The sequence below is a fragment of the Paenibacillus polysaccharolyticus genome (genome assembly GCF_900102085.1).
Taxonomy (GTDB): Bacteria; Bacillota; Bacilli; order Paenibacillales; family Paenibacillaceae; genus Paenibacillus; species Paenibacillus polysaccharolyticus.
The window spans coordinates 83,276-100,668 of sequence record NZ_FMVM01000020.1 but is presented as its reverse complement, the minus strand read 5'-3'; the positions used below and the strand labels follow the sequence as shown (position 1 = coordinate 100,668).

General features: G+C 45.7%; 19 protein-coding genes. 11 read left to right on the top strand and 8 right to left on the bottom strand.

Annotated elements, in window-relative coordinates; translation table 11 throughout:
* Positions 1-113: 113 nt before the first annotated feature.
* The 4 genes from BLQ13_RS24220 to BLQ13_RS24205 form a co-directional block, all read right to left on the bottom strand.
* On the bottom strand, positions 114-800 hold the full coding sequence (locus tag BLQ13_RS24220; RefSeq protein ID WP_090924263.1) for an ABC transporter ATP-binding protein: 687 nt from the start codon (positions 798-800) through the stop codon (positions 114-116).
* Positions 800-1,921, bottom strand: coding sequence for an ABC transporter permease (locus BLQ13_RS24215; RefSeq protein WP_090924262.1), 1,122 nt, complete (start codon positions 1,919-1,921; stop codon positions 800-802). Before BLQ13_RS24215 ends, BLQ13_RS24220 begins: the two co-directional genes overlap by 1 nt.
* A gap of 113 nt (positions 1,922-2,034) precedes the next feature.
* Positions 2,035-2,601, bottom strand: coding sequence for a TetR/AcrR family transcriptional regulator (locus tag BLQ13_RS24210; RefSeq protein WP_090924261.1), 567 nt, complete (start codon positions 2,599-2,601; stop codon positions 2,035-2,037).
* A gap of 186 nt (positions 2,602-2,787) precedes the next feature.
* Positions 2,788-3,123 (bottom strand): winged helix-turn-helix transcriptional regulator, encoded by a 336-nt coding sequence (locus BLQ13_RS24205; RefSeq protein ID WP_090924260.1) that lies wholly within the window; start codon positions 3,121-3,123, stop codon positions 2,788-2,790.
* A 105-nt stretch (positions 3,124-3,228) separates the two neighbouring features.
* Between BLQ13_RS24205 and BLQ13_RS24200 the strand changes: the two genes are divergently transcribed.
* The 3 genes from BLQ13_RS24200 to BLQ13_RS24190 all read left to right on the top strand — a co-directional run bounded on the left by BLQ13_RS24200 (position 3,229) and on the right by BLQ13_RS24190 (position 4,399).
* Positions 3,229-3,615, top strand: a complete 387-nt coding sequence (locus BLQ13_RS24200) for a RidA family protein (protein ID WP_090924259.1) — start codon at positions 3,229-3,231, stop codon at positions 3,613-3,615.
* 220 nt (positions 3,616-3,835) lie between these two features.
* Entirely contained in the window at positions 3,836-4,075 is a 240-nt protein-coding gene (locus tag BLQ13_RS24195) for an AbrB/MazE/SpoVT family DNA-binding domain-containing protein (protein WP_240037094.1), read from the top strand.
* Positions 4,076-4,399 (top strand): type II toxin-antitoxin system PemK/MazF family toxin, encoded by a 324-nt coding sequence (locus tag BLQ13_RS24190; protein WP_090924257.1) that lies wholly within the window; start codon positions 4,076-4,078, stop codon positions 4,397-4,399.
* A 112-nt stretch (positions 4,400-4,511) separates the two neighbouring features.
* On the opposite strand, the gene pdxA is transcribed toward BLQ13_RS24190, so the two are convergent.
* The 4 genes from pdxA to BLQ13_RS24170 all read right to left on the bottom strand — a co-directional run bounded on the left by pdxA (position 4,512) and on the right by BLQ13_RS24170 (position 10,030).
* Positions 4,512-5,513: a 4-hydroxythreonine-4-phosphate dehydrogenase PdxA gene (pdxA, locus tag BLQ13_RS24185; RefSeq protein WP_090924256.1), complete on the bottom strand. Its 1,002-nt coding sequence runs from the start codon at positions 5,511-5,513 to the stop codon at positions 4,512-4,514.
* Positions 5,510-6,805 (bottom strand): four-carbon acid sugar kinase family protein, encoded by a 1,296-nt coding sequence (locus BLQ13_RS24180; RefSeq protein WP_090924255.1) that lies wholly within the window; start codon positions 6,803-6,805, stop codon positions 5,510-5,512. The genes pdxA and BLQ13_RS24180 overlap by 4 nt, the downstream gene beginning before the upstream one ends.
* Positions 6,806-7,118: 313 nt before the next feature.
* Complete coding sequence (locus BLQ13_RS24175) at positions 7,119-8,105, bottom strand: 2-keto-3-deoxygluconate permease (RefSeq protein ID WP_090924254.1); 987 nt, start codon at positions 8,103-8,105, stop codon at positions 7,119-7,121.
* Positions 8,106-8,341: 236 nt separating this feature from the next.
* Positions 8,342-10,030 (bottom strand): PrpR N-terminal domain-containing protein, encoded by a 1,689-nt coding sequence (locus BLQ13_RS24170; RefSeq protein ID WP_090924253.1) that lies wholly within the window; start codon positions 10,028-10,030, stop codon positions 8,342-8,344.
* Between the two features lie 230 nt (positions 10,031-10,260).
* Between BLQ13_RS24170 and BLQ13_RS24165 the strand changes: the two genes are divergently transcribed.
* The 8 genes from BLQ13_RS24165 (at position 10,261) to BLQ13_RS24130 (ending at position 17,181) form a co-directional block, all read left to right on the top strand.
* A complete protein-coding gene (locus BLQ13_RS24165; protein WP_090924252.1) occupies positions 10,261-10,479 on the top strand; it encodes a hypothetical protein in 219 nt (72 codons plus the stop codon).
* Between the two features lie 87 nt (positions 10,480-10,566).
* Positions 10,567-11,274 (top strand): PspA/IM30 family protein, encoded by a 708-nt coding sequence (locus BLQ13_RS24160; RefSeq protein WP_208606827.1) that lies wholly within the window; start codon positions 10,567-10,569, stop codon positions 11,272-11,274.
* A gap of 30 nt (positions 11,275-11,304) precedes the next feature.
* Positions 11,305-12,336, top strand: a complete 1,032-nt coding sequence (locus BLQ13_RS24155; RefSeq protein WP_090924250.1) for a TFIIB-type zinc ribbon-containing protein — start codon at positions 11,305-11,307, stop codon at positions 12,334-12,336.
* Positions 12,337-12,389: 53 nt separating this feature from the next.
* Positions 12,390-13,133 carry a TPM domain-containing protein gene (locus BLQ13_RS24150; protein WP_420848967.1) on the top strand — a complete coding sequence of 248 codons (744 nt, stop codon included), beginning with the start codon at positions 12,390-12,392 and terminating at the stop codon, positions 13,131-13,133.
* Positions 13,134-13,227: 94 nt separating this feature from the next.
* The gene (locus tag BLQ13_RS24145) at positions 13,228-14,274 is read left to right on the top strand and encodes an SPFH domain-containing protein (protein WP_090924248.1); all 1,047 of its coding nucleotides are present in this window, start codon (positions 13,228-13,230) and stop codon (positions 14,272-14,274) included.
* Between the two features lie 348 nt (positions 14,275-14,622).
* Positions 14,623-14,850, top strand: a complete 228-nt coding sequence (locus tag BLQ13_RS24140; protein WP_090924289.1) for a DUF896 domain-containing protein — start codon at positions 14,623-14,625, stop codon at positions 14,848-14,850.
* A gap of 178 nt (positions 14,851-15,028) precedes the next feature.
* Positions 15,029-15,979, top strand: coding sequence for a ring-cleaving dioxygenase (locus BLQ13_RS24135; protein ID WP_090924247.1), 951 nt, complete (start codon positions 15,029-15,031; stop codon positions 15,977-15,979).
* 113 nt (positions 15,980-16,092) lie between these two features.
* A complete protein-coding gene (locus BLQ13_RS24130) occupies positions 16,093-17,181 on the top strand; it encodes a low temperature requirement protein A (RefSeq protein ID WP_090924246.1) in 1,089 nt (362 codons plus the stop codon).
* The last annotated feature ends 212 nt before the right edge of the window (positions 17,182-17,393 follow it).

The following is a 17,393-nucleotide window of genomic DNA, read 5'->3' as shown; positions in this document are numbered from 1 at the left end:
ATAAAGAGCAGCAGAACTGAAAATAGTTTCTGCTGCTTTTTATCTTGAAAATGCTAAATAGCTAAATGAAGCAGTTATCCTACTAAAATAGTAGTCATCGGTTAAAGTTCATTCTAAGACGTTGCAGCGAGCGTTAAAATTCCGTCATTCATTCGGTATACCTTATCGCAGTAGGCAAGCATACGCTCATCATGCGTGACCATAATGGCCGCTTTTTGGCGTGCTTTCACCTCTTGTGCCATGAGACTGACCACTTCATGGGCTCGCTTGGTATCCAGACTTGCGGTGGGTTCGTCCGCCAGAATCAGGTTAGGATCATTCATTAAAGCACGAGCGATGGCTGTCCGCTGTTTTTCGCCGCCTGACAATTCCTCTGGGAATTTCCGCAACTTCTGTCCGAGTCCTAGCTCTTCCAATAGCTTCATGGCAAATTGTTGATCCTCCTTACTGACGGTTCCGGACATTCGTTTTACGACAAGGAGCTGATCAAGAACATGCAGATAAGGAACTAGATTAGATGATTGCATGATAAAACCGATTTCTTTGAGCCGTATCGTGGACAACTGTTTCTCCGTAAGCGTCGAGATCAGATTTCCATTTAGTCTGACTTCTCCCTCAGATGCTTTAAGCATCGCCCCAGCGATCGACAGAAATGTACTTTTACCAGATCCGGATGGTCCAACGACAGCAGCAAATTCTCCTGGCTCTACGGATAAGGACACATGGTCAAGAGCCTTCATCTGATTACTTCCTTCACCGTAAACCATAGTGACTTCATTCATCTGCAGACCTGTAGTCATTATTCAACCCTCCCGAGCGCTTTAAGCGGATCAATCTTGGTAATTTTGCGAACAGACACCAACGAGCTTAACATTGCAATCACGAGCAGAATGATGGAATAGGTCACAACAAGACTAGTCTCCAGCTTGAATGGCATACCTTTAGGCATAATCGCAGCAGTTCCATAAGTCAGCAAAATACCGACCAGAATACTTGTTACCGACAGCACAAATACTTGCGATACGATCGTTTTACTCAGAAATTTATTGCTGGCACCTATGGCTTTCATAATGCCGAATTGATTCGTCTTTTGCATCGTGATGACATAAAAGAATACACCCAGTACAAAGGCAGATATAGCGAGCAAAAAGGCCAGCATCATCAGAATCGTGCCGTTCTCTTCTTTGTATCCGGGCATGCCTTGTACTGCTTCGCCCCGAGTAACGGTATCCGTACCAGACAACTTGTTATTGATTTCAGTTGCATCTATATTCTCGCCTTGCAGCATGATGGCATTCACAGGTTCAGCCAAGCCTTTATCGGAACCTGGAGCAGCAAAGGCAATCTTCCGCCATTGATCGATCGGTGTAAATACGGATGCAACGTGGTTATACGTCTCATTCTCCACAAAACCGATAATGGTTAGGGATTCGGTCGTACCATCTAATTGAAACGTATCTCCGAGTTTGAAGCCCTCATCTTTAAGGGAAGTATTCACCACTACACTAGTAGGATTATCCGAAGATAGAGGTTTACCTTCGACTACCTTCGGTTCTAGAAAACTTCCTGGAAGAATGCCTATAATCGCAATATCGACCTTATCTTCATTCTTTGAACTTTCACCCTTCATTGCTGTCGCCATCGTGCTACCCATGGGTGCGGCAGCTTCAATATTAGGCAGCTTTTCAGCCTCCGGCACCCGTTGACCAGACAATAAAGACTTGCTCATGGAAGACTGGGAGCCTTCTTCAAAAATGACATAGTCCGCTTTCATATTCTTAAAGGTAGATGCAGCTAGCGTGGATAACCCATTGCCTAGACCGGATAAAATAAATACCAGCCAAGCGATCAATACAAAAATGATGATAATCATTAGAAATTTCAATTTACTGTGCATTAATTCTTTTACAGCTAAAAACACTCTCTCAACCCCTTTTATGACACTTGTGTCAAATTTGAAGTGTCGCGACACACGTTCTCATTTATTAAACAATATAATTGACACTTGTGTCAAATTAGTCCCAAGAAGAAAACTCATCTCTTGGCTCCTCCAATCCACGTTTGAAAAAGTAGTCTACCCCAATCAGCTGTAGGCAAATTCATCGTGTTAGGTGTATTGAACAAGTTAAAAAAGACACCAATAAGTACAGGTAGAGGGATATCTTGGCGGAGAGATTTATCCTGTTGAGCGCGTTCAAACAAACGTGATAATTGAAGTTTGAGTGTCTGATGCGCTTCTTCAATAAATTCAAGATCTCTTGCTGCTGCAGGAGAGTTGGAGGTATTAATTTTATTCGCATCCCCTAGAAGCTGATGGAGCGCAGCTTCTTCAACGTAAATAAGTAGCAGTTCTTCAAGCGCTTCTAATGGGTCGGACTCATCAACGGCTGATGCATGTTCCAATACATTAGCGATGACTCTTTTCATGCAAGCAGCCACAATCTCCTCTTTATTGGCGTAATACTGATAGATGGTACTCCGAGCTCCGGAGAGATGCTGCGAAAGCAGCTTGAGGTGGAAACCGTCGTACCCATGCTCAAGCACCAATTTTTTGGTCATATCCAGCAGCTCTGTTTCCGTAAACGATTGCTTTCTTCCCATGAACAATCTCTTCTTTCGTCTGATTTAAAACTAAAACGTGTCTTGTGATCGTAAAATGGTGCAGCGACTGCAACACAATCTACTGAATATACTCAGTTTAGCATAAGATACCTGAATGCCGAATATAGACCATTGAAAATGACAGGGAATCCATCTTTATTCGTTGTCTCTAAAGGCATTACCGCTTTAACGATTCTTTTCGCCCCACTCGCACAGCTGTTCCAGCACGGGTAATATTGTCTGTGCTTTCGATGTCAGTGAATATTCTACTTTGGGCGGGATCTGCGGGAACTCCTTACGCGTAACTAATCCATCGGCCTCGAGTTCCTTGAGCTGTGCACTTAAAACTTTGTACGTGATCGCTCCAATCTGCCGCTGCATTTCATTGAAACGAACCGGTTGCTTGGCGGCGAGCAAATATAAAATAATCATCTTCCACTTACCACCGATGACAGACATGGTGTAGCCAAAAGGTGTATCTTGAATAGCTATATTCTCGCCGTCAAAGTCGGATATGCCCATGTTTACACTATCCTTTCAGATAGTACCTATCATTATTGTGCGTACTATCCTAATCTTTTTGCCCAGTCTATACTAGCCTTAATTTAAAGTAAAGGGGCTAGTTACATGACCACAATTCAAACGTACAATCATGATCTCTGGGATCACGGGATCTCTCAAGGCTACTGCGTCAACAATACGCTGCACATTTCTGGACAATTTTCTCACAACGCAGAAGGTAGCTTTGTTGGTGAGGGGGATATTCAGGCACAAGTATTACAGACATTAGAGAACTTGGATACCGTATTAGCACAGTTTGATGTAACCAGGTCTAATCTTGCATATGTTGAAATTTACTTGACTCAGGCGCAGAAGCACGGGGAAATCGCCATCGAAATGTTTAAAGAGTATATTGGTGAGCATCGACCGGCAGGCAGTCTGATTGGGGTAAATTATCTGGCATTCCCTGAACAATGGGTGGAGATTCGAGGCGTTGCCCATGTTGGTTCATAAAAATGGGTGACAGAGGAATCGTAGCTGTTCTTTTCATTAGAGGTGTATGGATATAAAAAATAACAAGGCAAACCTTCGAATGAAGTAGGTTTGCCTTATTTTATCTATATGATGTTTCATCTGTATCATTGCCGCTTCAGGTGTATATACTATGTGTATACGGAAGGGCGGGGGGCGTGATATAATGAATCCAAAATCTCTGAATCAAGGAGGGTTTTCGATGTCGACTACTGTGCAGAAATGGGGAAATAGTTTAGGGATTCGAATTCCAAGCCATATTGCCGAAAAAATCGAGGTTTACCAAGGAACGGAAGTTGATTTAATTGTAAGTGATGATAACACACTTATCGTGGTACCTCAGAAGAAAAAGCCGACCTTGGAAGAATTGCTGGCACAGTGCAAACCAGAAAATCGCCATGATGAAATTGATTTTGGCAGAGAAGGAAAAGAATTAATCTAAATGAGTGCTGAACGAGGAGATCTGGTCTGGATCAATTTTAATCCACAAACCGGGCATGAACAGGCAGGCAGAAGGCCTGCTATTGTGCTGTCACCAGCAGCATTTAATGAAGCAACAGGATTTGTCTCGGTTTGTCCTATAACGCATACGGTAAGAGGCTGGGGGTTTGAAGTATTGCTACCAGAAGGGTCATACTTTGATGGGGTTATTTTAACAGATCAAATTAAGAATCTGGACTGGAAAGCTAGTCAAATCGATATCGTTGCTAAGGCCTCCGATGAAGTCGTCAGAGAATGTCTGGATAAAATTCGCACGTTTTTGTAGTCATTTGAGTTATACATAGATTATATTCAGAAAAAGCAAACCCGCTAATCAACGGGTTTGCTTTTTCTAACTTACTTTGACTGTATAAGTGTACATGAAAATAGTACTCTCTTTACACCAAATCTTTCGGTGCAAGCTCAATGGCGGAACGGATGGCAGCCAGCATGCTTTTATCATCAGCGATGTTTTTGCCAGCGATATCAAAGGCTGTGCCGTGGTCCACGGATGTACGGATGATGCCGCCTTTCAGTCCAACTGTGATATTCACGCCTTCCTCAATGCCCATCACCTTGATTGGGGCATGACCTTGGTCGTGGTAGCAGGCTACAACGATGTCGAAGTCGCCGCGGCCTGCGCGGAAGAAGAGTGTGTCCGCTGGCAGTGGACCAACGACGTTAATGCCTTCCTGCTGCGCACGCTCAATGCCGGGCTGCAACTTCTCTTCTTCTTCCCCGTTGCCGAACAGGCCGTTCTCTCCGGCATGAGGGTTAATCCCGCATACCGCGACGCGGGGATTGTCAAAGCCTGCTTTTTTCAACGTATCATGAGCCAGCTTCACAACCGTGTAGGTTCTTTCCGGGTTAATGCTCGCAATAGCATCAATCAGACCCATATGAGTGGTCAAGTGAATGACGCGCAAGTTAGGCGTAGTGAGCATCATGGAGAAGTCCTCGGTGTCCGTCAGGTCTGCCAAAATCTCCGTATGGCCTGGATACAGATGACCTCCCAGATGCAGTGCTTCTTTGTTTAACGGTGCTGTGCAGATCGAGTGAATCTGTTTCTTTTTCGCCAAATCAATGGCCTTCGCAAGAAACTGAAATGCCGCATCTCCCGCGACAGCTGACACTTTTCCGTACTCCAGATCAGCTGGAACAAGGTTCAGATCAATGACATCGACAGTACCCAATTCATAATTTGCTTCTTCTGGTTCCTGAATAGAATTCACTTTCAAGTTGGAGCCGATCACGGGTAGCACACGCTCCAAAATCTTTGCATCACCGATCACAAGTGGGTTGCACTGATCATACACCTCTTGATGTGCCAATGCTTTCATAATAATCTCCGGTCCAATGCCTGCGGCATCGCCCATCGTAATACCTACTGTGGGTTTCATACGAGAATGCCCCCTTTTAATTTTTGAATTGCTCGGATAAAGACGTCCGGTTTGCCAAATCCGCCGGCTTTGGTAATCACATATAAATCTTCAATACCCATAAATCTGGAGATTGGCACGCCGATTTCAAGCTCGTCCAACAGTTCGAATCCGCTAATATTCCATTTCAGACAAATCTGTTTGGCGGTATCACCGCCTGTCATGGATACTCCTTTGAAAAGTCCCTCTTCGAGCAGTTTGGCGCATATTTCGCCTATCGCACGTACGATTTCGTTGCTGACTTGTGTGTGATTCAATCCGCGATTCTCACCTGTTGCCCGTGCCAGCTCAATATCGATGGATTCGGCAGTGGAATAGAGCACGACATCTTCTCCCTCCAACGCTTTGGTTCTGACCTCATCGTAGACACGTTCCATCTCCGCAGTACGATCTGCTTCTGCCGATACGGCTTTGAACGAATGAAATGATACGGACGCGATCCGAGACTGACGGAGCAAACGATACAACTGCTCACGAGAGTTTTTATTCACACTGCCCACGACGGTTAAGATGGGGCCGGTATTCTCCGGGATGGTGAGTGCGGCGGATTTGGATTCTAGCTCATAGTGAGCCGGGAGATAGTTCGCAATCCCTGCTGAACCCGCCCAAGCAAATGTATACGGCATGTCCCGTGTCATCTGCAAAATCTGCTCCAAATGTGCTTCCCCCGTGGAATCCACCAGTACATACGGGATGTCGTTTTGTTTGAACTGCTCCAGTTTGGCATGTAATTGCTTTTGTCCGGCTTCCAGATCACCAACTGTGATCTCGCCCACGCGGTATTTCGTCTGCTGTTTGAGCAGATCCGGCAGGTAAGAGATCGTTACGGGTGTTTTTGGATCAAGAGCAATTTCTGTCTCCGCAAGTGGCACGCCGTTTAGGTAATGAATGCCCTCCCGAATGGTACGATTATTTTTCGGATATCCCGGGGCGATCATCATAAAATCAGGTTGTACAACGTCATATACTGCATCGATCTCGATACCGATATTGCCTCGCATGGTGGAATCCATCTTTTTGAAAAGCGTATCGAACCCGTTCTCCGTCAGCAACTTGGCTGCATGATACACGCGATTATAAGCTTCCTCTGCTGCAATAGAACGGCTATCCGTATCAAAAACAACGGTATCATAAGAGGCCAGAGAGGCCTCGTCCATATTAAATAGAACACTCGTCTTCAGGCCATGCCGGGCTAGCTGCACCCCGCTGTCATTGGCACCGGTCAGATCATCTGCAATAATGGCCAGTTTCATGCAGTCATCCCTCCTTTAGTTTTCGTTTGTTACATTAACCATATAAATTGAACCAAAGGTGTTTACACGGATCACTCCGATGACAGAATAACCTTCCAATCGCTGTTATCCCCAGATTTCTTGAATTCCTTTTCCAAAGGGGGAAATCCGGTGATAAAGGCGAAGCTTATGCTTCCGATGTAGCTTTCTTTCAGAAAGCTTTTGGCTTCGCTTCTCCAGGTTTTTTCTGTCCTCTCCGTTAATGTGTAAATAGATAGTTCAATTTATATGGTAAAAAACTCAAAAAAAGTTACTCAGTATTAATGCCCATTATTTATGTGGTCGGTCGTTCATTATATTTGGCGACCCCGCCTGATTTCTCCAGCCGTTTGGAGAGGAAACCGATAAAGATCGGCAACAAAATTGCCGTGGTCACAACACTTGCCGCAATCTGCACCGTAGCAATCTCCGCAATAGGGCCAAAGGATGCGTTGGCAGCTACGATGGCAGCGGGTGTACCTACCGCATTACCCGCTGTGGAGCCTTCAGATGCGCCAACAATGGGATTCCAGCCGATGGCTTTGAAGAGCAAGTATCCAACCCCACCTGTAAGAAGCACAGTCAGCACGCCGAGCAGAATTCCACCAAGTCCACCTTGGATAATAGAGGAGAAGTTGATGCCCATACCAAGCGCAAAGGCAAAAAACGGAACGAGCTTGTCACTGCCTTTGTGCAGCCATTCAGCCATATTACGATCCAGATTACCAATAATGACACCAACGATCAGTGGAAGCAATACCGCAACAAAGGACATCGGAGAGAACATACCGTTCGCAAAGCCCATCGCACCAAAGATCGAGAGCGCTACCATCGTTAGAAATGGACCGTCACTAAGTGCGAGGAACGGGTAGGCTGCTTTATCATCTTCTTTGCCATATTGACCTGCAAGTGCAATGTAGAGGCCACCGTTGGAATTCGTCATAGCTGCAATAATGGCAAGCGGAGCAAGTCCTAGAAATAAGCCGTTTGAGTCAGCGAGTAGAATAGCGATGAAACCAAGACCAGCACCGATTACCCACTTGAACGTAAGCAGGGTCAAACCTTTGCCGACAGAGGAACCAGCTGTTTTAAATGTGATCTGTGTACCTGCAATTAACAGGAATAATGCAATGAGTGTGCTCGCACTGTTTACAAAAAGAGCTTCTGTAAATCCGCCGATGCGTAGAGCATTCGGGAAAAATGTATTGATCGTTGCACCTAGCAACAGGGGAACAACCATCATACCGCCAGGGATGCGATCGAGCGTAGCTTTAATATTCATAGTCGTAGCTCCTTATGAAGTAATCGTTTTCTTAAGCGCTTGCAGAGACTATGTTAGCTTAAGTTGTTTAAATTAGCAACAATAAATTATTGTAAATTTAAAGTAAGTTCAAAGTTGTTTAAAAATGCAACACAATCATCATGCGTAGTCCAATATCCATTAAACGAGCATAAGGAGTGCTGCTTTTGAAAAAGAAACCCGCAAAAAAAGCCCATAAAAAAGACGTAAACTTAAAGTTAATCTTTAAGTTTACGCCATAATGTGGCTCGGTTAATCCCCAGACGCTCAGCGGCTTTGGATTGATTATTATTTTCTTCCTGTAGCACTCGCTTAATGACTTCCTGCTCAATTTCTTTTAATGTACCACCAAGCTTCATTGCACTTACATTTGCCGCAGACTGTTGATGAAGTAGACGGTTTAAAGTGCCCCTCGTAATGACATAATCCGGTTCATTCAGCGCAGCTTGTTTGATCAGATGTTTCAGCTGATTGACGTTCATCTGTGCGGCCTGATCCCGAATTATCTGTAGTGCATCCTCCTTGATTCGTACAGCGGTAGTGCCGTATTTGTGATAATACCCCGTCAGGAAGTGCTGCATCAACGGTTCAAGATCCTCCGTACGTTCGGCCAGGCTTGGCATCATGAGTGTGTTCAGCTTCAGCCGGAGTGTCCAATTCGGATCAGGCACTTGCTCACTTAGAATAAACAGACCGATGTTGTTTTGGAGACAGGTCTCGATGAAGGTAAGCAGCTCAGGATCGTTCAGGCGTGATTCGATCTGATTCAGCTCGACCGTTTTCACCTTGGTTAACGGGATTTTGTGCAAATGACCTGAAGGAACCTGAGAGAGAGCAATTTGCAACAAAAGTCCACCGCCAGCATGTATCTGATGCATATGTTTGACCAGAAAGGATTTACCAGAGTCGGCTTCGCCCAATAAGTATATCGCTTCATTATGCGAATAGAGTGCGCGGATATTCTTTAATACAGCCTGCATGGCAGGTGATTCGGCAACGATGGGCTCCATCGAGGAATCGGTGAACGTGGTGATGCCGAATTGTGCAAATGCGTAAGGTTCTCCTTTTTCCAGCAGATACACCTTGTAGCTCTTGTTATCCAGCTTGGTTTCATAAGCCTGCACCGTCAATTGATAATCGTCTACCATAAACACGTTCTGAATTTTGGATTGATGGAACTCCAGACTTGTGTTCATTAGATACAAGTGATTTTCGGTGAGTGGATTATGATCAAAATCAGCCCAGTTTTCAAAAACTACTTCGTCCTGTTCGTCCAAAATCAGCAGATTCCGATGCTCTTGGGTCACGAGATCATGGAGTATGATGGAGACCGTCTGATTTTTGCTCAAATATCGGTAGACTAGCTGTGCATCCTCCATGGCTCTGAGAATGGATTCGGTGCCCGATTGAATCAATAAACCTTCCAGACCGTAGGCCTTTGCGGTATTCACGGTGATAACGTCACCCACAATCTGCTGGTACCCAGAGGCCTTCAACTCCAGTAGTAACCTGGCGACCTCTTCGGAGCTATGTATGGTGTAAACTTTGAGCGGCAGATCCATCAGGTCGATTATGGACTGTGCGCCAGATGTAATGTTGGAGAATCCAACGATAGCCGTGTGTCCGTTAAACTGGCTTGCCAGTGTGAGAGAACGAATCATGTCATAGCCAGATAGCTGCACATCGATGACAGGAACGGCCACCGCCTGTTTAATAAGTTGCGCGGTTCCACCACGGCTAATAATAATTTCTGCACCGTTTTTTTCGGCTTGAATGGCTAGCTCTACCCCTTTTGCCAAGTCACCCACATCGGTCTGGATGGATAGCTCAGGATAGCGCGGGATGCATTCTTCTATAATAGGAATCATCGATTCATAAGGAGCGATGAAATGAACTCGTGTACGCATAGTTTTCCTGCCTTTTATAAAATCATTGATCCCTTTATTATAGCTAATTTGAAGAAGAAAGGCATCTTTGAAGAGGAGTGAAGCGAGGTATGAAGAACGATGTGACGAACTGCACTGAATCAAAACAACATGTATTTCAAAATTAAAGCATTGGGGAAGGGATTTGCTAAGTGCATAGTTAGAGCGCGTTTGCGACATCAAAGCTAATTTATATAAAGGAGTCGAGACATATGCCCAATATACATAAAGCCGCTGATCCAGACCATATTATCCAGTGTGTGGTGGAGCGATTCCCTTGCAGAGTGCTGTGGAGCGAAGGCCGTCCGTGCCTGGAGTATCAGCGGCAAGAGGATGTGGCAGAGATTACAGAATACGTGCGGACTGCGTATGGTGTGGAGCTGCTGGATGTCTTTTTTACAGCGGTGGAGAGCCTGCCTGAGGAGATGTAGCCAGAGCTTAGAATCATTTTAATGAAACGTATGCGGTGTTATTCATGTATTATATTCATATGAACATACCCGAAGGAGGAACAAATGGTGGGAATCTTATCGAGGTTTAGAGACGTGATGAAGGCCAATGTGAATCATATGTTGAACCGGGCAGGCGACCCGGAGAAAACGGTGAACGAGTACATGCGGAGCCTGAGCAGTGACCTGGGACAGGTGAAAGCCGAGACAGCCGCGGTACTGTCGGATGAAAATCGGGCCAAGCGGTCACTGGATGAGTGCCAGGCTGAGGTGAACAAGTTGCAACGTTATGCGGAGAAATCAGCGGAGTCAGGTGATGTGGACAAGGCACGCAGCTTTTTGGAGAAAAAAGTGAAGCTGGCTGACAAACGCAATGAATTGCAAGCGGCATACGACCGGGCCTCCGCCAAAGCGCAGATGATGAAACACATGAACGACAAACTTGTTGCAGATTTGGGGACATTGGAGGCAAGACATGCAGAGCTGAAAGGCCGAATGGCTGATGCGAAGGCAAAGCAGCAGTTGAATGAACAAAATGCATCTGCGAGCCGTGCTGAATCTGCGTTTAAAGCGATGGAAGATCAAGCGAATCAGGCATTAAATGAAGCCGAAGCACTTGCCGAGCTTCGCGCAGGCGCACAGGAAGATGATCTGGATGAACTGATTGCACAGCTGGAGCGGGATATGAACGCGGATGCGGGTAATAGGGAGAGAGAGAATCCAAGTCCAAGTGCGGACGAGGAACTGGCAGCGATCCAGGAGAAACTAGGGAAGTAAGACATCCGATTTAGACACGGAGGTGAACAGATGCCGGTATTAGAGTATAAATGTCCGAATTGCGGCAGCGGCATGATTTTTGATAGTGTGTCCGGTGCATTATCTTGTCCGAGCTGCGGGCGGCAGGACAACATTGAACAGCTCCCTGATCCCTTGAAGAAGCAGGTGTTTACGGAGGGGGAAGTGAAGGAATATCACTGTAACAGCTGCGGAGCAGATATCGTGACCGAACCGGAGACAAGTGCAACGACATGCAGTTTCTGCGGTGCGGCGGTGGTGCTAAGTGATCGGCTGACGGGCAATTTGGCCCCGGCGATGGTGATTCCTTTTTCCATCAACAAAGATCAAGCGAAACAGGCGTTCAAAAAATGGTGCAGAAACGGTCTGCTCACGCCCGGTGGCTTCATGACCGCTGATCGCATCCAGAGCGTTACCGGCATATACGTGCCGTTCTGGCTTTATGATTTACATAACCGAATTGAGGTCCATGCTCAGGGTACCAAGGTACGATCCTATACGCAGGGTGACTACCATTATACGGAGACGCAGCATTTTGATATTTATCGTAAAATTCGGTTGGAATACGTGAATCTGCCCATCGACGCATCGGAAAAAATGAACGACGAGCTGATGGATAAGCTGGAGCCGTTTCCCTACAATGAGCTGAAATTGTTCAAAACCCCGTATCTGGCGGGATATATTGCGGAAAAATACAGTTATTCCGAAGATGAGCTTTTCCCACGGGCCAAGGATAAGACGAGATCCTACATTGATTCTTACATCGCCTCTACCGTATCGGGATATACAAGCGTGAGCTACACCAATAAACATATCGATACCACGCTCAAAAATGCAGACTATGTCCTGTTACCCGTATGGATGGTCAACTATGATTACAACCACAAACAGTACACCTTTGCCATGAATGGACAGACGGGTAAAGTGGTTGGCAAACCGCCGATCAGTAAAGCTAAGGTGGCTGGATGGTTTACGGGGGTTTCCGCCGTTTCGCTGTTATCGCTGAAGCTGGTGTCGTGGATGATGGGAGGCGGATTCCTGTGAGCCAAAAAAGACCCTTAGTTGCGATAGCTGCGCTAATTTTACTCCTAGTGACCATGCTCGCTCCGATCTTTCCGATATCATCAGCATCCGCAGCGGAAAATAAAAACCTCATCTATGATGAGGCTAACCTGTTAAGTGAACAGGATCGAAATGAATTAAATGCACTGGCGAATCAGTATTCGGCGGAGCGTCAGACGGACTTGATCATTTACACGACTAACAACGAGGAACAGAAGGAAGATAAGCTTCTGACTCAGGAATTCTACGATAACCGTGCACCAGGGTATGATAAACCTCATGGGAACACCGTTATGCTGACATTGGATATGTACAATCGGAAGGTTTATGTGGCGGGTTTTTATAAAGGTGAAGAATACGTCGACAACGACCGAACCGCTAGAATTACAGACAAAATTTACTCGGATTTATCAGAAGGCAATTATCGGATCGCTTTTGAAAAGTTTCTGAACCTGTCTTACGAATATCTGGATCTCAAGCCTGGAGTGAACCCGGATAATATTTTATTCAAAACATGGTTTCAGCTTGCCGCATCTGTAGCGATTGGTGGTATTGTCGTTGGTGTCATGACCTATCGTTCGGGCGGACGTGTGACGGTGAACCGCGCTACTTATGAGGATTCGGATAACTCTCATGTGATTGATCGTCAGGATCGATATATTCGCACAACGGTCACGAAGACCAAAATTGAGAAAAACAATAACAACAGCGGAGGCGGCGGTGGTGGAGGTACGACCGCAGGTGGACATTCGCACAGTGGTAGTAGCCGATCGTTCTAACCGCAATAACCAGACATATCGTCAACATTTATTGAATGATGGCACAACGTAGATGAAGCTTGATAGGGTTACTATAGAAGGGACGGGATCGAACATGGGATTTTTTAGAAATCAGTTCTCCAACGTAGTGGAATGGGAAGAATTCAGAGATGATATGATCTTCTGGAAGTGGAACAACCGAGAGATTAAAAAGGGCAGTAAGCTGATTATCCGCTCGGGACAGGATGCAATTTTCCTGAATAACGGTAAGGTGGAAGGGATTTTTGAGGACGAAGGTTCGTTTAATATCGACTCGGAGATTATTCCGTTTCTGTCCACGCTAAAAGGATTCAAGTTCGGATTCAACAGCGGTATGCGGGTTGAGGTTTTGTTTGTAAATACAAAGGAGTTCACCGTCCGCTGGGGTACGCAAAGTCCGGTACTGATTCCGACACCACAGCTTCCGGGCGGTATGCCGATTCGGGCGAACGGAACGTTTAACTTTAAGGTGAGTGACTATGTCACCCTGATCGATAAAATCGCAGGCATTAAACAGAGTTACCTGGTGGAGGATGTCAAAATCCGCATCACGTCTGTGCTGGATCAGCTACTGATGAAGTGGATTAGCCGTGAGGGCAAGGACATGTTCAATCTACAAGCGAATGCATCGGATATTGCACGCGGTATTCAAGAGGATCTGGATATGCAGATGATGGATATCGGGATTGGCATAACCGGCTTCCAGGTGATGAGCTTTAACTATCCGCAGGAAATTCAGGATATGATCACCAAAACGGCCTCCCACGAGATGATCGGCAATCTGCAAAAGTACCAGCAGGTGAGTATGACCGACGGGATCTCTTCCGGTAAAGTACAGGGCGGCGGTGCAGCTTCCGATATGGCAGGTATGATGATGGGTATGAACATGGCGAATGAAATGCTGAAAAACATGAACCAGAACAATCAGAACTCCAATCATCAAAATTCAAATAACCAAGGGAATAACCAAAGCGACCAGAATCAAAGTCAACAGCAGAATAATAATGCGGGTACGCCTTCGTCTTCTGGTGGGGATGGCAAAAAGCCAAACTTCTGTCCGAACTGTGGTGCCAAAAATGAAGGAGCCAACTTCTGTCCGAACTGCGGACAAAAGCTGGCCTGATCGCTTGCCAAATCCGGATTCCCGATGTAACGGGATACTTAAGATTCAAATTCAACTTAAGCTTATCTAATATATGCTAAGTATAACTTCGAATAAAAGGTTAGTTCAACAGGAGATCATATCCGTAGAGCTAACCTTTTATTGATTTTAATTTTATAGAAGCAAGACGTTTGAAGGCGAAGTAAACCCGCTTGATTTTTCATAAAAACAAAGTGTTGACAACCAAAACAAAATCAATTATCTTTATATTAAGATATTTAATTTGAATGAAAGTGACAGCAACGCTAAAGAAAGAATATACTCAAATAAATATCTTCAAATGATTGAACAGGAGGAGAGATCCAGATGATGATTCCAACATTGACGCGAATTAATGAACTCGCGAGAAAAGCCAAAGCAGGTGGATTGACGGAGATGGAACAGGCTGAACAGACTCGCCTTCGCCAGGAATATTTGCAGACTTTCCGTGGTTCAGTCAACGACATTTTGCTGAATGCCACCATCTACGATCCAAACGGCGATGACGTGACTCCAGATAAATTAAAACAAGAGCAAGCTTCCAGACAGAATCCATAGATTTTGTTGCAGAAGCAGAGGGGCACTAAACGTTCCCTGATCGGGAGTTCACGATAAACTGTGCTACTCGTACGGATGTTAGTCTCAATCCGGAACTAGTAGCACAGACCATATATCTTAATTTAAAGATAATATAATTCCACTATAAATAAGCATACAAACCAAGGAGGAAATAATCATGAATATTCAAACGACAGGCATCCACCACATTACCGCTTTTGCTGCAGATCCGCAGGCTAACGTTGATTTTTACGCCGGAGTTCTGGGACTTCGTCTGGTGAAAAAAACAGTGAACTTCGACGCACCGGATGTATACCATCTGTACTTCGGAGATGAGCACGGCAGTCCAGGAACCATTATTACCTTCTTCCCGGCGGCTGGTTCACCACGAGGCCAGATTGGCGGCGGTCAAGTCGGCATCACTTCATATGTCATTCCACCGGGTTCTATGGACTTCTGGCAAAATCGTCTGGAAGGTTTTAATATCGAATTAACTCGCACTAACCGCTTTGATGAGGAATTGCTGCAATTCGAAGATAGCGAAGGCTTGCGTCTGGAGCTTGTTGAGCGGGAAGAAGGAGTGGCAAACACTTGGGTGCAGGAAGGTATTCCTGCTGAATATGCAATCAAAGGGTTTGGTGGAGCCGTACTGTTCAGTGTGAATCCACAGCGTACGATGGATGCGCTTGAGCGTATTCTCGGATTTGTGAAGGTGGGCGAAAATGAAGAATATGCCCGTTTCCGTTCCATCGGAGACATTGGCAACATCGTGGATGTGCCTGTTACCCGCGTACCGCTTGGTATGGGCGGCGCGGGAACAGTACACCATATCGCATGGCGTGCAGTCGATGATGCACAGCACGCGCAGTGGAGCGAAGCTGTACGTGAATACGGGTACCAGCCAACCCCAGTCCGGGATCGCCAATATTTCAACGCGATTTACTTCAGAGAAGCTGGCGGAATTTTGTTCGAAATTGCGACTGATCCTCCAGGCTTTGCCAAAGACGAACCCGCCGAAGCACTTGGACAGAAACTGATGCTGCCAGAGTGGTTTGAGCAATACCGGACTCAGATCGAGGATAATCTGCAGCCGATTCAAGTTAGAACACTTATTCCGCCACAGCTGTAACAGAGTGAGGTAGAGAGATAAAGGATATTGGAAGGTTGTTCTGTCCTCCAAGTTTGCGTGTGAACACCTTTTTTTCAACGAATATGAAACTAAACCAAAAGGAGCATTGAGGGATGATGGAGAAAAAGGTCACCTGGCTGGAGCTGTTCTATGATTTGCTTTTCGTCGCGGCAGTCTCCAAAGCAGGCCATGTCTTGTTACATGCCGAGCACGGCGTCATTACATGGGAATATTTATTAAAGTTCGTGTTAATCTTCATCCCGGTATGGTGGGCGTGGGTAGGCCAGACCTTGTTCATCAACCGTTATGGTCAGGATATTCTGAGCCATCGGATTTTCCTCATCCTTCAACTGCTGTCGGTTCTCATTATGACGGCAAGTCTGTCCACTCATTTTGACGAACACTATCTATCCTTTTTCGTAGGTTATATTGGTTCCAGAGCATTTACCGCGATTCAGTACCTGACGATCCACAAATCGAAAAGCGAGCATCAGCAGCAGGCCGCCCGTTTCCTGGGCCTCTCGTTCATCATTGGCATCGTGATCTCATCGGGTTCCCTGTTCTTTGATTCATGGGTGCGTTACGTAATTTTGTATGCCGGGATTGCCGTGGATATTATTTTGCCACTACTCGGCCGTAAAAATCTGGTGAAGGTGCCTGTGCAGACCCATCATCTGCTGGAACGTTTCGCTCTTTTTACGCTCATTCTGCTCGGTGAATCCGTTGTCAGCATTATCGCGGTATTGTCGGCCGATCAATGGGATTTGAAATCAATCTTGTTTGCCGTCTTTACGTCCCTGTTTGTCATCGCCATGTGGTGGCAGTACTTCGATAACGTGGAGAAAAAAGTGAGCAAAGAGATGCAAACCGCCGGGCAGGCAATTATCTACGGGCATCTATTTATCTACATCTCCCTGAGTATGATCGCTGCATCGATCCAACTGCTGTACCAGAACCTGCTGAGTTATGAGTTTATGCTTGCGTTTGTATTTGGCTCGGTGTTGTTGTATTTCCTATCGACTACTCTTGTGTTTCATCGCTACAGACATCCGCATCTCCGTCTCCGTCCGACTCATATGGTGGTCATGGTGGGGCTGTTAGTGGCCTTTGTGGTGGTGGATCTAATCTACCGCGTTCCCGGATATGTGATTATGGGTGAGGATATGCTGTTCCTTCTGGTATATGCGAAGCTGACGACTTGACCTGTGTTTATATAAAAAAGAAGCAAGAGCCACGGACGACTTTGTTCGTGGCTTTCATTTTTGCTATAAGAGCATAAATATTTCTCATATATTTTCATGTAGGCAATCTGTTAAGATGGGACTAGGTACAAGTAAATCAGCCATATCCATGAAGTTAGTTCTATTTTTAAATGAGCTTAGTCGGGGAAAGAGCGATATTAAGGTTATTTTGC

Excerpts from the sequence above, each read along its gene's own strand:
- BLQ13_RS24130 (WP_090924246.1), top strand. The coding sequence starts at position 16,093 with ATGATGGAGAAAAAGGTCACCTGGCTGGAGCTGTTCTATGATTTGCTT.
- BLQ13_RS24170 (WP_090924253.1), bottom strand. The coding sequence starts at position 10,030 with ATGCGTACACGAGTTCATTTCATCGCTCCTTATGAATCGATGATTCCT.
- BLQ13_RS24145 (WP_090924248.1), top strand. The coding sequence starts at position 13,228 with ATGGGATTTTTTAGAAATCAGTTCTCCAACGTAGTGGAATGGGAAGAA.
- BLQ13_RS24205 (WP_090924260.1), bottom strand. The coding sequence starts at position 3,123 with ATGGGCATATCCGACTTTGACGGCGAGAATATAGCTATTCAAGATACA.
- pdxA (WP_090924256.1), bottom strand. The coding sequence starts at position 5,513 with ATGAAACCCACAGTAGGTATTACGATGGGCGATGCCGCAGGCATTGGA.
- BLQ13_RS24155 (WP_090924250.1), top strand. The coding sequence starts at position 11,305 with ATGCCGGTATTAGAGTATAAATGTCCGAATTGCGGCAGCGGCATGATT.
- BLQ13_RS24180 (WP_090924255.1), bottom strand. The coding sequence starts at position 6,805 with ATGAAACTGGCCATTATTGCAGATGATCTGACCGGTGCCAATGACAGC.
- BLQ13_RS24165 (WP_090924252.1), top strand. The coding sequence starts at position 10,261 with ATGCCCAATATACATAAAGCCGCTGATCCAGACCATATTATCCAGTGT.
- BLQ13_RS24200 (WP_090924259.1), top strand. The coding sequence starts at position 3,229 with ATGACCACAATTCAAACGTACAATCATGATCTCTGGGATCACGGGATC.
- BLQ13_RS24140 (WP_090924289.1), top strand. The coding sequence starts at position 14,623 with ATGATTCCAACATTGACGCGAATTAATGAACTCGCGAGAAAAGCCAAA.
- BLQ13_RS24190 (WP_090924257.1), top strand. The coding sequence starts at position 4,076 with ATGAGTGCTGAACGAGGAGATCTGGTCTGGATCAATTTTAATCCACAA.
- BLQ13_RS24220 (WP_090924263.1), bottom strand. The coding sequence starts at position 800 with ATGACTACAGGTCTGCAGATGAATGAAGTCACTATGGTTTACGGTGAA.
- BLQ13_RS24210 (WP_090924261.1), bottom strand. The coding sequence starts at position 2,601 with ATGGGAAGAAAGCAATCGTTTACGGAAACAGAGCTGCTGGATATGACC.
- BLQ13_RS24135 (WP_090924247.1), top strand. The coding sequence starts at position 15,029 with ATGAATATTCAAACGACAGGCATCCACCACATTACCGCTTTTGCTGCA.
- BLQ13_RS24175 (WP_090924254.1), bottom strand. The coding sequence starts at position 8,105 with ATGAATATTAAAGCTACGCTCGATCGCATCCCTGGCGGTATGATGGTT.
- BLQ13_RS24150 (WP_420848967.1), top strand. The coding sequence starts at position 12,390 with ATGCTCGCTCCGATCTTTCCGATATCATCAGCATCCGCAGCGGAAAAT.
- BLQ13_RS24195 (WP_240037094.1), top strand. The coding sequence starts at position 3,836 with ATGTCGACTACTGTGCAGAAATGGGGAAATAGTTTAGGGATTCGAATT.